Origin of the sequence: Pseudomonas sp. NPDC087697 (assembly GCF_044743155.1) — a bacterium.
Taxonomy (GTDB): Bacteria; Pseudomonadota; Gammaproteobacteria; order Pseudomonadales; family Pseudomonadaceae; genus Aquipseudomonas.
Window position 1 is genome coordinate 1 of record NZ_JBIUVW010000032.1, and the last position, 13,729, is coordinate 13,729.

Annotated in this window: 12 protein-coding genes; 5 read left to right on the plus strand and 7 right to left on the minus strand. The window is 60.7% G+C overall.

What is annotated here, in order from left to right; genetic code table 11:
* Positions 1-155: 155 nt before the first annotated feature.
* The gene (locus ACIPIN_RS19950; protein WP_401121219.1) at positions 156-1,550 is read right to left on the minus strand and encodes a sensor histidine kinase; all 1,395 of its coding nucleotides are present in this window, start codon (positions 1,548-1,550) and stop codon (positions 156-158) included.
* The gene (locus tag ACIPIN_RS19955; protein WP_401121221.1) at positions 1,528-2,211 is read right to left on the minus strand and encodes a response regulator transcription factor; all 684 of its coding nucleotides are present in this window, start codon (positions 2,209-2,211) and stop codon (positions 1,528-1,530) included. The genes ACIPIN_RS19950 and ACIPIN_RS19955 overlap by 23 nt, the downstream gene beginning before the upstream one ends.
* Positions 2,212-2,560: 349 nt before the next feature.
* On the opposite strand from ACIPIN_RS19955, the gene ACIPIN_RS19960 reads away from it, so the two are divergent.
* The 4 genes from ACIPIN_RS19960 to hcnC all read left to right on the plus strand — a co-directional run bounded on the left by ACIPIN_RS19960 (position 2,561) and on the right by hcnC (position 6,553).
* Entirely contained in the window at positions 2,561-3,100 is a 540-nt protein-coding gene (locus ACIPIN_RS19960) for a hypothetical protein (protein WP_401121224.1), read from the plus strand.
* Positions 3,101-3,580: 480 nt separating this feature from the next.
* Positions 3,581-3,895: a cyanide-forming glycine dehydrogenase subunit HcnA gene (gene hcnA, locus ACIPIN_RS19965; protein ID WP_401121227.1), complete on the plus strand. Its 315-nt coding sequence runs from the start codon at positions 3,581-3,583 to the stop codon at positions 3,893-3,895.
* On the plus strand, positions 3,892-5,301 hold the full coding sequence (hcnB, locus tag ACIPIN_RS19970) for a cyanide-forming glycine dehydrogenase subunit HcnB (RefSeq protein ID WP_401121229.1): 1,410 nt from the start codon (positions 3,892-3,894) through the stop codon (positions 5,299-5,301). Before hcnA ends, hcnB begins: the two co-directional genes overlap by 4 nt.
* A complete protein-coding gene (gene hcnC / locus ACIPIN_RS19975; RefSeq protein ID WP_401121231.1) occupies positions 5,294-6,553 on the plus strand; it encodes a cyanide-forming glycine dehydrogenase subunit HcnC in 1,260 nt (419 codons plus the stop codon). Before hcnB ends, hcnC begins: the two co-directional genes overlap by 8 nt.
* On the opposite strand, the gene ACIPIN_RS19980 is transcribed toward hcnC, so the two are convergent.
* On the minus strand, positions 6,531-7,394 hold the full coding sequence (locus ACIPIN_RS19980; RefSeq protein ID WP_401121233.1) for an NAD-dependent protein deacetylase: 864 nt from the start codon (positions 7,392-7,394) through the stop codon (positions 6,531-6,533). The two genes, hcnC and ACIPIN_RS19980, sit on opposite strands and share 23 nt — an antisense overlap.
* A gap of 166 nt (positions 7,395-7,560) precedes the next feature.
* Between ACIPIN_RS19980 and glsB the strand changes: the two genes are divergently transcribed.
* On the plus strand, positions 7,561-8,469 hold the full coding sequence (gene glsB, locus ACIPIN_RS19985; RefSeq protein ID WP_401121236.1) for a glutaminase B: 909 nt from the start codon (positions 7,561-7,563) through the stop codon (positions 8,467-8,469).
* Positions 8,470-8,586: 117 nt separating this feature from the next.
* Here glsB and ACIPIN_RS19990 read toward each other — a convergent pair whose 3' ends face one another.
* The 4 genes from ACIPIN_RS19990 to ACIPIN_RS20005 form a co-directional block, all read right to left on the minus strand.
* On the minus strand, positions 8,587-10,527 hold the full coding sequence (locus ACIPIN_RS19990) for a DNA topoisomerase III (protein ID WP_401121238.1): 1,941 nt from the start codon (positions 10,525-10,527) through the stop codon (positions 8,587-8,589).
* A 151-nt stretch (positions 10,528-10,678) separates the two neighbouring features.
* The gene (locus ACIPIN_RS19995; protein WP_401121240.1) at positions 10,679-11,458 is read right to left on the minus strand and encodes a hypothetical protein; all 780 of its coding nucleotides are present in this window, start codon (positions 11,456-11,458) and stop codon (positions 10,679-10,681) included.
* A gap of 109 nt (positions 11,459-11,567) precedes the next feature.
* The gene (locus ACIPIN_RS20000) at positions 11,568-11,921 is read right to left on the minus strand and encodes a DUF2493 domain-containing protein (RefSeq protein ID WP_401121243.1); all 354 of its coding nucleotides are present in this window, start codon (positions 11,919-11,921) and stop codon (positions 11,568-11,570) included.
* Positions 11,909-13,603, minus strand: a complete 1,695-nt coding sequence (locus ACIPIN_RS20005) for a Na/Pi cotransporter family protein (RefSeq protein WP_401121245.1) — start codon at positions 13,601-13,603, stop codon at positions 11,909-11,911. Before ACIPIN_RS20005 ends, ACIPIN_RS20000 begins: the two co-directional genes overlap by 13 nt.
* Between the last annotated feature and the right edge of the window lie 126 nt (positions 13,604-13,729).

Sequence of the window (13,729 nt, forward strand, 5' to 3'; positions counted from 1 at the left end):
TGCACTTCGTTTACGGCGTGCTCAAGTCGGGTCAACCCTTTGACCCGAAACTTGCGCTTGCCCGGTGAGGCTCAAGACGGTATCTACGGATTTGCGTACGGCTTCGACTGCCCCCGTAGGAGCTGCCGCAGGCTGCGATCTTTTGGGGCAGCAGGCTAATCCGCGGGCAGCAAACGCTGGCGGCAATCGAGTGTCAGTCGGGCGCCGCCGAGTTCGCTGCTGCCGACGTCAAGGGCGAACCCATGCAGGTTGACGATGGCCGCTACAATTGATAGTCCCAAGCCGAAACCACCGCTCTTGGCGTTGTCGTCCACGCGATAGAAACGTTGAAATACCGCTGTGCGTTTGTCCGCAGGGATGCCGGGACCGGAGTCGAGTACTTCGATGCGTGTGCTGCCGGCGTTGTCGCTCGCCCGCACAATGACCTGACCGCCCACCGGGGTGAACTTGATCGAGTTGCTCAACAAGTTCGACAGCGCTTCAAACAGCAACGCCCGGTCGCCGTTCAGCGCTGGCAAGGTGTGTGGTGCTTGCAGGCTCAAGATCAGGTGGCCTTCTTCGGCCAGTGGCAGGTAAAAATCGTGCAGCTCCTGCAGCAACGGCAACGGATCGAACAGCACGAAGCCCGAACGCCGTTGTTGATCCTCCAGCTCGGAAATCCGCAGCAATCCGCGAAAACGCGCCATCAGGGTGTCGGTTTCGGCGATCACCTGATCCAGCTGAGTCGCTTCGGCGGACCCTTCGGCGGCCTGTTGTTGAATGCGGTAAAGCTGCGCGCGTAACCGCGTGAGCGGGGTGCGCAGGTCGTGGGCGATGTTGTCGCAAACCCCCTTGACCTCGTTCACCAGCCGCTCGATGCGTTCGAGCATCGCGTTGACGATGGCCGCGAGCATGTCCAGTTCGTCGCGGCGGCTGGACAGCGGCAAACGGTGGTTCAGGTTACCGGCGACGATGGCTTCGGCACTCGCTTGCAGGGCGCGAATGCGCCGTAACGGCCGACGGCGCAACAGGTGCCAACCGGCGATGCCGGGGATAATGGTCAGCGAGACTCCCCAGAACAGTGCATGCAGGATGATCCGCGTGACGACAAACAGCGAACCGTTGTCACGCACCAGCACCAGCCAGCGGTTATCCAGGGTGCGGGTCGCCACCGCGTCGCAACTGTCGGACGGCATACTCGCGTCATCCGGGTCGGCGCAGTCGCCCAGTGTATGGATTTTACCGTCCAGCTGCAGACCGGCGGGGATCTTGCGGATCAGTCCGTGCAGGGGCCGATGCTGCTCGTCGAACAGCCCGTAAGCGTCGATACCGCGCTGGTCGAAGGTGATACTGGCGATCAGCGCTTCATCCAGTTGTTCGCCGTGGAAGCGTGAAAACAGGTGCTGGCGTTGCATCAGCGAATGTTTGGCAAGGTTCTCCAGGTAGCTGGAAACCTCGTAATACATCACCCCCATGAGCAGGCCGCTCCAGACCACGAACAGCGAACTGTAGAGCGCCAGCAGACGGCTGCTGGATGACCGCCAGCCTTTAGACGGGTTCAGCAATGACATAACCCGAGCCTCGCACAGTCCGTATCAGCGGCAGTTGGCCCGGTGGGTCGATCTTTTTGCGCAGACGTCCGATGTGCACATCGATCAGGTTGGTGCCTGGGTCGAAGTGATAGCCCCAGACCTCTTCGAAAATCATCATCCGCGAGAGTATCTGTCCGGTATTGCGCAGCAGAAATTCCAGCAGCTTGTATTCGGTGGGCAGCAGGTTCAGCAACTGCCCGGCGCGGCTGGCTTCGCGGCTGATCAGGTTGAGCTCAAGGTCGGCCACGCGCAGGGTCGTGGTGTAGTCCTTGACGGTGTTCTGGCGTCGCAGCAGGACTTCGACCCGGGCGGCCATTTCGTCGGTGGCAAAGGGTTTGGTCAGGTAATCGTCGCCGCCAGCGCGCAGGCCGCGCACACGCTCGTCGACGTCGGACAGGGCACTGATCATCAGAATTGGCGTCGACACACCCATGGTTCGCAAGGTGGTGACAATCGCCAGGCCATCGAGCTCCGGCAGCATCCGGTCCAGGGTGATCAGGTCGTAGTCGCCGCTGACCGCCCGCGCCAGGCCCTCTCGACCATTAGCAACCCAGTCCACCTGCAAGCCATGGCTGCTCAGCTCGGCAACGATCTCCCGTGCGGTGACGGCGTCGTCTTCAATGGTCAGGATTCGGGTCATGGGGCTTGCCTGAGAGTGAGTGAAATACACGGGCGGCAGTGTGCCAAGAAATGCCCGCGAGGGTTCTAAAAAAACTTTCATCCAGACACATCTCTCGAGGCGCTGGATGACGTAATTTTCCATTGAACGGGCAAATCGATATCATCTGGCCATACCTTGCCTGGAGGCTCTAAAGCTATAGATGAAAGTAGCCGATGCTGGAAACGCAGGGCAAGGTGACACGATTTTTTGCTTTTTACCTTGATAGACGTGGCTGTTTTCAGGTGCTGGCCACGGATGGACAAGGTGCCGACGCTCAACTAGCGTTGGCCGATAGCGACAGTGCCTGAATTCGCGGAGGGGAAGTGTTTTGGACAGAAAGGAAATCAAACGGCAACTGGAGGAGATGCTTGAAGCAGGCCGCTCCAGGACGGAGACCTTCAAAGCGTTTTCCGGTGGAGGGGTCGGGGACCGGGTGCTCGCTTACTGGATCGCCGCATATCCGGATCGGGATCTGTACGAAACGCATTACCGGAAAATCAATACGCTGGTGACCATCAGCTTTATTCAGGCATTGCTGGGTGCGGTGCTGGGGTATTTTATTGGGACGACCATAGGGCCCAACGCGAGTTTTATCCTGGCGGCGATTGCCGGCGTGGTCCCGCTGCTGTTCGCTTATGGCTTCTACAAGAACTCGGCACAGGCCTACAACATCTACATCGTCCTGGCGATTTCCCAACTGCCGCGACTGTTCTCGGGGGCCGCCGAGGCACCACTGGTGGCCACTGCGGGTGCGGTGTTCACGTTGGGTATTCTGTTTTTTGTCATGCGCCTGAGGTCGTTGCTGTTTCCGGACTTCGCCTTTTTCGGTCCTAAAAAGGTCAAGGGGCAATACGTTTTCTCCAACTGATGCGCCCCGCGCGCATCATCCCGTTCTGTAAAAAAGGATGAGTCCGGGCTTTCACTGGCCTGGATCAATATTGTCCTGTGAAATAACTCCTAACGTATGCGCTCCAGGTCTGTCGCATGACATCGGCTACATTGCCGTGGTGCGCGCATGTTGTGTTGTCGAGTTACCGGTACAGGTCGGCGCATTTTTTGCGGATCAACCGACTTGCAAGGTGTAGGGGCTGTACGAAAACTCGCCGAGCGGCGATCAGGCAAGGCAAAAACAGGCGAGGAACGGCTGGGGTCGCACGCGACTTTAGGCCCCTAAATGAGCATTATCCGCTACGCGGCCCCTTCGGGCCGTCCTTCGGACGTTCTCACTCTGCTCGTCCGAGCCTGTTTTTAACGCAGCCTGGTCGACGCGCAGGCAGTTTTCGTACAGAGCCTGGTGCGGCATGGAGCTGGCAACCTTTACCCAACCCCTTCATGGATGAATTATGCAATGCAACGCCTAGATCGAACCTTTGATATTCAGCCGCTGCGACAGGCGGATATGACCATCGAACTCAATGGCCATCCGGTCAGCGCCGCCATTGGCGAAACCGTGCTGACGGTCATTCAATCCCTTGGCGTGCGCCAGGTCGCACGCAACGATCACGACCAGATCAGCGGGGCCTATTGCGGCATGGGCGTGTGCCAATGCTGTCTGGTGAAAATCAACGGCCGACACAAGCGCCGCGCCTGCCAGACCCTGGTTCAACCGGGCATGCAGGTCGAAACCCAGGTCAACCGTATTGCCGAGCAGGAGGCGCTATGAGCCTGCATCCGGTAATCGTCGGCGGTGGCCCGGCGGGTATGGCGGCGGCCATTGAACTGGCCAAACACGGCGTGCACTGCACGTTGCTTGAAGAAGCTTCCCGGCTGGGCGGCGTGGTTTATCGCGGGCCGTTGCGCGACGGTGTGCAACTGGACTATCTGGGGCCGCGTTACTCAGAGGCTCTGGCCAGGCTGCATGGCGAATTTCAGGAGCGCTGTGCGCTGATCGATGTGTGTTTGAACACTCGGGTCATCGGCGCAGAAGGGACTCGGGCGTTGGTTATGCTGGACGCTGACGAACACTTGCAGGAAATCACCTGCCCGCAATTGTTGCTCGCCGCCGGATGCCATGAGCGCAGCGTACCGTTCCCCGGCTGGACGTTGCCGGGAGTGATATTGCTGGGCGGTTTACAGTTGCAAATCAAGAGTGGTGTGGTCAAGCCGCAAAGCCCGGTGGTGATCGCCGGTACCGGTCCGTTGTTGCCGCTGGTTGCCTGTCAACTGCATGCATCCGGGGTGACGGTTGCCGGTGTGTTCGAGGCCTGCGCTTTCGGCAAGATCGCCAAGGAAAGCCTGGCACTGCTGAACAAACCGCAACTGTTCCTCGACGGGCTGAGCATGCTCGCGTACCTGAAACTGAAGCGAATCGCGATGCGTTACGGTTGGGGCGTGGTCGAGGCGCAAGGCGAGGGCGAGTTACGCAGTGTGACGGTCGCACCGTATTCCAGCAGCTGGCGACCAGACCTGAGTCGCGCCGAGCAGGTTGAAGCGCAGACTCTGGCGGTCGGCTATGGCTTTATTCCGCGCACTCAACTCAGTCAGCAAATGGGGCTGGAGCATGGCTTCAGTGATGACGGTTATCTGCGCGCCACGGCCAATATCTGGCAGCAAAGCAGCGAACCGCACATTCACCTGGCCGGCGACATGGGCGGGATTCGCGGCGGTGAGGCCGCGATGCTCAGTGGTCGAATCGCTGCGCTGTCAATCCTCGTGCAGCGCGATGTGCTGCGCGCCGAGCAGGCGCTGCCATTGCGCGACCGCTATCTGGCGAAGCTCAAGTCCATCGTGCGCTTTCGCGCGGCGGTGGATCGCTACACCGAACGCGGTGCCGGACAAACGGCGTTGCCGGCTGCCGATACGGTGATTTGCCGCTGCGAAAACGCCACCCGAGCCGACATTGATCGGGCTTTGTCTCAGGGCGTTGAGGACATGGCCAGCCTGAAAATGCGCACGCGGGTGAGCATGGGCGATTGTCAGGGGCGGATGTGCGTCGGCTATTGCAGCGACCGCTTGCGTGACGCCACCGGGCGTCAGGATGTGGGTTGGCTGCGGCCGCGTTTTCCAATCGACCCGATTCCTTTTTCGGCTTTCCAGAACCTCGGCACGGATGCGTTGAGTCATGAGTAAGTTCTACGATGTGGTGATTGCCGGTGGCGGTGTGATCGGGGCTTCCTGTGCCTATCAGCTGTCGAAACGCAAAAATCTGAAAATCGCGCTGATCGATGCCAAGCGCCCCGGCAATGCGACTCGCGCCTCAGCCGGTGGTCTCTGGGCGATAGGCGAATCGGTTGGGCTGGGCTGCGGGGTGATCTTCTTTCGCATGATGTCGGCCAACCGCAAACGCGACACTCAAGGCACGGCGGTGGCGGTCGACTCCAGTACGCCGCACATCCTGCCGGATTCGTTCTTTGACTTTGCCCTGCAATCGAACGCGATGTACCCGGACCTGCACCGCGAGTTGCAGGAAAACCACGGCATGGACTTCAAGTTCGAAAAAACCGGGCTGAAGTTTGTGATTTACGACGATGAGGACCGCTTGTACGCCGAGCACATCGTCGCCTGTATTCCACACTTGGCCGATCAAGTGCGCTGGCTTGACCAGGCCGCATTGCGCGAGGCCGAGCCGAGCGTCAGCCATGAAGCGCGTGGGGCGCTGGAGTTTCTCTGCGACCATCAGGTCAGCCCGTTCCGTCTGGCGGATGCCTACACCGAAGGTGCCCGGCAGAATGGCGTCGACATGTACGTCAACACCAATGTCACTGGCGTGTTGCGCCAGGGTTCACGGGTGGTCGGCGTGCAGACGGCCGAGGCCGGCGAGTTCCGTTGCGACACCTTGATCAACGCCGCAGGCGCCTGGGCTGCGGAGCTCAGCCTGAAAGCCACGGGCATCAGCATTCCGGTGAATCCGGTCAAGGGTCAGATTTTGCTGACCGAGCGTATGCCCAAGATCTTGCGCGGTTGCCTGACCACCAGTGATTGCTACCTGGCGCAGAAGGACAACGGCGAGATTCTGATCGGCAGCACCACCGAAGACAAAGGCTTCGACGTGACGACCACCTACCCGGAAATCAATGGTCTGGTGCAAGGCGCGATCCGCTGCATTCCGGAGCTTGAACACATTAACCTCAAGCGCTGCTGGGCGGGGTTGCGGCCGGGCTCACCGGATGAATTGCCGATTCTCGGGCCGATGAAGGGCGTGCAGGGTTATCTCAACGCGTGCGGGCATTTCCGCACCGGCATCCTGACCTCGGCGATCACCGGGGTGTTGCTGGACAAGCTGGTGAACAACGAACCGTTACCGCTGGACATTACACCGTTCCTGGCAGACCGGTTTGACGTGCAGAAAACGGCTGTGGTCAAACAGGCAGAAATGGCCTGACAGGGCTCAGGCGTTCTGCCAGCAGCGGTAACAGTTGTTCGCAGGACGCCTCGATCTTCATGTCCAGCAAGTCATCGGCGCGGGTCTTGCCCAGATTGATGGCGATCAGCGGTTTGCCACGGTCGGCGATCGCGCGACACAGGCGAAACGCCGAAAACGCCATCAGCGACGAGCCCACCACCAGCATACCCGCAGCCTGTTCGGCAGCCGACATGGCCTTGGTCGCAGTGGCTTGCGCGACGTTCTCACCAAAAAACACCACGTCCGGTTTCATTCGCTCGCCCTCGCAGTGAGGGCAACGGGGGACTTGAAAGTGCGCGACGAAGGCCGGGTCGAGCAGGGTGTCGCCATCGGGTGCCTGAACCGCGTCGACGCCCGCCAGATACGGGTTTTGCGCTTCCATGATGCGCTGGATCGAGTCCCGGTCACTGCGCTGGCCGCAATCCAGACACAGCACCCGGTGCAGGCTGCCATGCAATTCGATCACCTCCGGGCTGCCGGCCTGATCGTGCAAGGTGTCGACGTTCTGGGTGATCAGCCCGCTGATCTGTCGTTGCGCCTGCAACGTGGCCAAGGCTTCGTGGGCTTTATTCGGCCGAGCTTGTTGAACCCGTGGCCAGCCGAGCATCGCCCGTGCCCAGTAACGCTGGCGCGATTCGGGGGCTTTCAGGAACTCCTGATACATCATCGGTTGCCGACCGCGCCGCACCCCATCGGTGTCGCGGTAATCGGGAATGCCCGACGGCGTGCTGATACCAGCGCCCGTAAGCACCAGCAACGGCTGGTCGGCCATCAGATTCTGAAGGTGGTCGAGCTGTTCGCGGATGGGGCTGTCGAACATGGTCAGCGCTCCAGTTGCCGGGTTTCACCACACGATGCAGGATAGTTGTTATTCGGTCCACCGCGTGGACGTGGCAGTTGAGCACAAAACTGTGCTTTGACGCGGGCACGCGGCGTCTAGCGTCTGTGTCCCCGCAGTGGTACGGGGTGTGAATTTGGAACCCGGCATGCAAGCGTTGTTGAACGAAATCCTTGATACGGTTCGCCCCCTGATCGGACAGGGCAAGGTGGCTGATTACATTCCTGCGCTGGGCAGTGTGCCGGCCGATCAGTTGGGCATTGCGGTGTATGGCAATGACGGCGAGCTGTATTGCGCGGGCGATGCGCACATGCCATTTTCGGTGCAGAGCATTTCCAAGGTATTCAGCCTGGTGCAGGCCATCGACCATTCCGGCGAGGCGATCTGGGAACGACTCGGTCACGAGCCGTCCGGTCAGCCGTTCAACTCGCTGGTGCAGCTGGAATTCGAACGCGGTCGGCCGCGCAATCCGTTCATCAACGCCGGAGCGTTGGTGATCTGCGACATCAACCAGTCACGCTTTGCCGCGCCGGCCTTGTCGATGCGCGATTTTGTGCGGCGGTTGTCCGGCAATCCGCAAGTGATGGTCGACAGCAAAGTCGCCGAGTCGGAGTACCAGCACCGCGCACGCAACGCGGCCATGGCCTATCTGATGCAGTCGTTCGGCAACTTCCATAACGATGTAGAGGCGGTGCTGCGCAGCTATTTCAGCCATTGTGCGCTGCGCATGAGTTGTGTCGATTTGGCCCGGGCCTTCTGTTTCCTGGCCAATGACGGGTTCTGCAAGCACAGCGGCGAACAGATTCTCACCGCGCGCCAAACCCAACAGGTCAACTCGATCATGGCCACCAGCGGTCTGTACGACGAAGCCGGCAACTTTGCCTACCGCGTCGGTCTACCGGGCAAGAGTGGCGTGGGCGGCGGCATCGTGGCCGTGGTGCCGGGGCGCTTTACCGTGTGCGTCTGGTCACCGGAGCTGAACCCGGCGGGTAACTCGCTGGCCGGCATGGCGGCGCTGGAGCTGTTGAGTCAGCGCATTGGCTGGTCGGTGTTTTAAGGCCCCAAAATCAGGAGATTGTCTGAACCCCCGTAGGAGCTGCCGAAGGCTGCGATCCGTTGATCTTGATTTTCGGCATTCCCGGCAGCGCCAAAAGATCGCAGGCTTCGCCAGCCCCTACAGTTTGGTGGCGGGTGCGGTTTTGCGTTTGACGGCTTTGCGCTTGGTGGTTTTACGTTTGTTCTTCCAGGGTTCCGCACCCTTGCCGGCCGGGCTTGCCGGGCCGCTGATGGTCAGGCGCAGGCCGGTGCAGCGGCCGACCTGTTTGCTCATCCAGGCGGCTTGTTTGGCGACGAACTCTTCAAGGCTCATTTCGCCGCTTTGCACCATGTCCAGCGCTTGTTCCCAGATGGCTGTGGTGCCGGGGTCGGCGATGGCCCGGGGGACGGCGTCGATCAGGCTGAAGGCCGGTGGTGTGGCGGCCAGGGCTTTGCCGTTCTTGATCAGATAGCCTCGATCCAGTAACCCTTGAATGATCCCGGCGCGGGTTGCCTCGGTGCCGATGCCGGTGGTGTCCTTGAGTTTTTGCTTGAGCAGCGGATCTTCCACCAGTTTGGCGACGTTCTTCATCGCCTTGATCAGGTCGCCTTCAGTAAACGGCTTGGGTGGCTGGGTCCAGAGATCCTTCAGCGTCACGTTGGCGACGGCGTAATCCCATCCTTCAGCCAATGCCGGAAGCATCTGCGGTGCCGGGGCCTCCCGTCCTTTGGCCGGGGCCAAGGCTTCGGGCAGCGCGCGCTTCCAGCCGGGTTCGACAATCAGCTTGCCGACCGCCCGCAGCGCTTGCCCGGCGCAGTCGAAGTCAGCCTGGGTGCGGTCGTATTCGTGGTTGGGCAGGAACTGCGCCAGATATCGCGCCCGGATCAAGGTGTAGACCGCACGGTGCTTGCCGGTCAGGCGTTCGAAGTTTTTCGCCGCAGCAGTGGGAATGATCCCATGGTGGGCACTGACCTTGGCGTCGTTCCAGGCCCGCGAGCGGCGTTGCGGCTCAAGGTATTTGAGCAGTTCGCCGAGGCTCGGATCGGCACGCCCAAGGGCGGCAAAAATACCCGGTGCTTCGCTGTGCTGACTCAGCGGCAGGTAGCCGCAATCGCTGCGCGGGTAGGTGATGACCTTATGGGTTTCGTAGAGTGCCTGTGCAACGTCCAGGGTTTCCTGGGCGCCGAGGCCGAGTTTTTTCGAGCAGATTTCTTGCAGCGTGCCGAGGTCGAAGGGCAGCGGGGCGGCTTCTCGGACCCGCTCGGTGCGCAGTTTGACCAGCCGCGCACTGGCGGCGTTGCGCATGGCCGTGGCCGCCTCCTGGGCTAGTGCTTGATTCAGGCAGTGGTCATGTTCGTCACAGACGTCCGATGCCGCTCGCCATTGGGCGGTGAACGGGGTGTTGTCATGCAGCAGTTGTACGTCGATGGCCCAATACGGTACGGGCACGAAATCGGCAATGCTGCGGTCGCGATCCACCACCAGACGCAAGGTCGGTGTTTGCACGCGGCCCACCGGCAGCACGCCTTGATAGCCGGACTGGCGCCCGAGCAGGGTAAACAGCCGGCTCATGTTCATGCCAATCAGCCAGTCGGCGCGTGAACGCCCGAGCGCCGAGTGGTAGAGGCTGAAGGTTTCGGGACCGGGTTTGAGCGCCGCCAGGGCCTTGCGAATCGAGGCATCGTCCAGCGCCGAGAGCCACAGACGCTCGATCGGCCCGCGATAGCGGCAATGCTCCACCAGCTCACGGGCAATCATCTCGCCCTCACGGTCGGCGTCGGTGGCAATCACCAGTTCATGAGCTTCGCCGAGCAGCCGCTTGACTGCTTTGAACTGGCTGGCGGTCTTGGGTTTGACCAGCATCTTCCACTTTTCAGGAATGATCGGCAGGTCTTCCAGTACCCAGCGTTTATAACGTGTGTCGTAGGCATCCGGCGGTGCGGTTTCCAGCAGGTGGCCGATGCACCAGGTCACTGTGACGTCCGTTCCCAGCCAACAGCCGTCGCCGCGTCGGCTGGCACCGAGCACCGCCGCAATGTCTTTGGCCTGGGAAGGTTTTTCACAGAGAAACAGCCGCATAACCACCATCAGTCGTCTGGGTTGGAAAGGATGACAGCATGCGGGGTGGAGCGAAGTGGAGCAACCTTTATCTGTATGGATGTACAGCCTTGGCATTGCAATTTATTGCGCTGTCACCAGCGCAATAAAGGCAAAGGATCTGGTGCGGGACTTAATACCGCAACGTCACCCCGGTGGTCAGCCACTGATCCCGATCTTCGGTCAGGTTGCGCCCGACCACGATGTCCACGTCGATACGTTCGCCAATGTGCAGCCGTGGTCCGGCTTGCCATGCCTGTTGAGCCCCTTGCTGGCCAAAGCGCTCGGCGACCAGGGTCAGGGAATCGATCAGGTCGTATTCAACGCCTGTGCCCCAGGTCCAACGGTGATTCTGTTCGCCGTTGTCATAGGCTTGTGTCCAGCCGGCGTTGAAGTTCAAGCGCAAGGCCTGAAAGGGGGTGAAGGTCAGGGGCAGGGTGAGGTCGGCACCGTCAAAGGAATGCGCCCGATTGATGACAAAGTGCGTGGAGGCTGCCGCCGCCAGTTGCAGACCGAGGTCTTCGCGGTTCCAGAGTTGTGCCTTGAGTTGCGGGCTCAGTTGGGTTTCAGACTCCCCGTCGTCGCGGTTGTACTCTATCGCGGCGCCGAGTTGAACCATCGGCAGGGCCTTGAAGGTGCAGGCTGGTGAAAGTACCAGGTCACTGGAGGAGGCGTCGTGCCGGACGCTCTTGTTCCAGAGGTCGACGTTGCATTCACCGGGAGGGTTGATTGCGCCGTCGTCGACCACATAGGGGCCTCCGGCGGCGTTGGCTTTGGAGATCAGGCTCAGGCAGGCGATGACGGTCAGCGTGATACCGACGAACATCAGGTTGCGGCGCAGTATCCGGCTCTTGGAGGGCGGCAGGTTACGGGTAAATGAGGTGAAACGGCGATCAGGAGAGTGCTTTGGCATGGGTGACCTCAGTTTTTCCTTGGCGAAAAGCCCCCTCGTGCAGGCACGAAGAAGTCTTTCCTTGTCTCGGTTTTTACGCAGAGAAACTGCGTATTAAAGGGGGGGCGAACTAGCCCCGTTCGTTCACCGACAGCGTTTGAATGCCGACGGCTTTGGCGTGCGCTACCAGCTCTTCGGTGTCCTCCCCACCGGGTAGCGCAATGACGATGTCGGGCCGGCTGTCCTGCAACATGAAGCTGTTGCGCAGGCGCTCCGCCAGCTTGCCGTGCAGTTGCCAGTTGGCGGGATAGCGCACGATGTCGGCGCCCAGTTCCCGGGCCCAGTCTTCGATTTCGCCGCCCAAAAACTGATTGCCTCCGTGAATCAGCACACGCACTTCGTGCAGGCGCTGGAAGGCATCCATCACGCGGCGGCAGGTACGGGTATCGGCGTAATAGCGCCCGGCACAGATCAGGACGCGCATTGCAGTTCATCCTTGTCGTCAGAGGGTTGCGGATGAATCTCTGCCGGGTAGCTGCTCTCGATATCGCGTTCTCCGGCGCGTTCGAGTACCGGGTAGGCCAGCGCGGCGATGTGGTGATGCACGCGTCGGTAATCACGCAGCAGCCGTTGAAAGATGTCACCGGATTCAGCCCAGGCGCTTTTGTCTTCGCGCAACGTGCGAAAATGTTCCCGGCTGGCCGCCGCTTCCAGTCTTCTCACCGATTCCTTGCGATTGACCAGGTGATGGGCGGTTGGCAAGTCTTCGCGAAGAAACACGGTAATCGCCAGGCTCAGGCTTTCCAGCAACTCGTTGTGCAGCGGATAGAGCGTGCCGAGTTCGAAGGCCGAGAAGGTCTCGCCACGCCGCAGCCGACGCGCTGCCAACTGCGCAAGGCTGGTGGAAAGGATGTCGGCGGCGTGTTCCAGGTTAATCACGAACATCAGGATTTCCTGAGAGCGATCAGCATCGCTGTCACTGATGCCTTCCTTGCCGATGTCCGCCAGATAAGCGCGGATCGCCGCGCTCAGCAGGTCCAGGGATTGATCGATCTGCCGGACCTCATCGGCGTTGGTCTGGTCCGAGGTCTGGAACAGTTGCAACACGCGGTTGAGCATGACCGACAGCATGTCGGCGAGTCGCAGGGCTTCGCGTGCCGCGTTGGATAGCCCGATGTTGGCCACTTCAAGACCGGCCTCGTCCAGATACAGCGGCATGCCAGGGTCGATGTCCCGTTCTGGCTGCGGCAACAGATGCGTCAGCAGTCTGGCCAACACGTGCGTCAGACCGATAAACACCAGCGCCAGCACCAGATTGAAGAGGCTGTGCAGGTAGACCACCAGTTGTGCCGGTGCCAGATCGGCTATTTGGCGGGTCTGGCCGAGCATCGGCACAAACGGCAACAGCACCAGCGCGCCGGTCACTCGTACCAGCAGATTGCCGACCGGCAAACGTCGGGCTACGCTTGAGCTGGCGTTGAGTACCGAGGGCAGGGCGCCTCCGATGTTCACCCCCAGCACCAGTGCCATGGTGGTCACGGGCGAGAGCAGACCAGTGCCGGCCAGCGAGGCGATCAGCAACACCACGGCGACGCTGGAATGGCAGATCCACGTCAGCAGCATCGCCACCAGCAAGGCAATGACAATGTCGCCGTCCAGGCTTTGCATGATGGCGTGGAAGATTGGCGTGCTTTCTACTTCTCCCAGCGTCGCTCCGAGCATGCGCAGCGCCAGCAGCATCAAGCCCAGACCGATCAACGCACAACCGACGCTCTCGTAGCGCGAGTCATCGCGTAGCCGGAATACGACGAACCCCACCAACAGCACGAGCGGCGTGACGATCGAAATATCGAAGCTGAGCAGCTGCACCACTAAGGTGGAACCGATGTTGGCCCCGAGCATCACCGCCAGTGCAGGCGCAAGACCCAGGGTTCCGGCGGCGGTAAAGGAGGTTGCCATCAGACTGACGGCGGTGCTGCTTTGTAAAATGCCGGTGATACCGACGCCCGACAGCAAGGCCATCCAGCGGTTGTTCAGGTTCTTTCCCAGCCAGTGACGCAGTTGCGTGCCGAAGCCGCGCAACAGCGCCGAAGAAATCATATGGGTGCCCCAGAGCAGAAGTGCGATGGAGCCTGCGAGGTTGATCAATAGAGTAGTTCCCGACATGAGGACTCTCCCTTTGCTGTTTCATTTTCTAGCGGACCGCGAGCCGCAAGGCGGTGCGATGAGGTGTACTGATCAGGTGCGGCGAACACAAAATCTGTGGGAGCGAGCTTGCTCGCGATAGCGGAC

Excerpts from the sequence above, each read along its gene's own strand:
- hcnA (WP_401121227.1), top strand. The coding sequence starts at position 3,581 with ATGCAACGCCTAGATCGAACCTTTGATATTCAGCCGCTGCGACAGGCG.
- ACIPIN_RS19950 (WP_401121219.1), bottom strand. The coding sequence starts at position 1,550 with ATGTCATTGCTGAACCCGTCTAAAGGCTGGCGGTCATCCAGCAGCCGT.
- hcnB (WP_401121229.1), top strand. The coding sequence starts at position 3,892 with ATGAGCCTGCATCCGGTAATCGTCGGCGGTGGCCCGGCGGGTATGGCG.
- ACIPIN_RS19990 (WP_401121238.1), bottom strand. The coding sequence starts at position 10,527 with ATGCGGCTGTTTCTCTGTGAAAAACCTTCCCAGGCCAAAGACATTGCG.
- hcnC (WP_401121231.1), top strand. The coding sequence starts at position 5,294 with ATGAGTAAGTTCTACGATGTGGTGATTGCCGGTGGCGGTGTGATCGGG.
- ACIPIN_RS20005 (WP_401121245.1), bottom strand. The coding sequence starts at position 13,603 with ATGTCGGGAACTACTCTATTGATCAACCTCGCAGGCTCCATCGCACTT.
- ACIPIN_RS19955 (WP_401121221.1), bottom strand. The coding sequence starts at position 2,211 with ATGACCCGAATCCTGACCATTGAAGACGACGCCGTCACCGCACGGGAG.
- ACIPIN_RS19995 (WP_401121240.1), bottom strand. The coding sequence starts at position 11,458 with ATGCCAAAGCACTCTCCTGATCGCCGTTTCACCTCATTTACCCGTAAC.
- ACIPIN_RS20000 (WP_401121243.1), bottom strand. The coding sequence starts at position 11,921 with ATGCGCGTCCTGATCTGTGCCGGGCGCTATTACGCCGATACCCGTACC.
- ACIPIN_RS19980 (WP_401121233.1), bottom strand. The coding sequence starts at position 7,394 with ATGTTCGACAGCCCCATCCGCGAACAGCTCGACCACCTTCAGAATCTG.
- glsB (WP_401121236.1), top strand. The coding sequence starts at position 7,561 with ATGCAAGCGTTGTTGAACGAAATCCTTGATACGGTTCGCCCCCTGATC.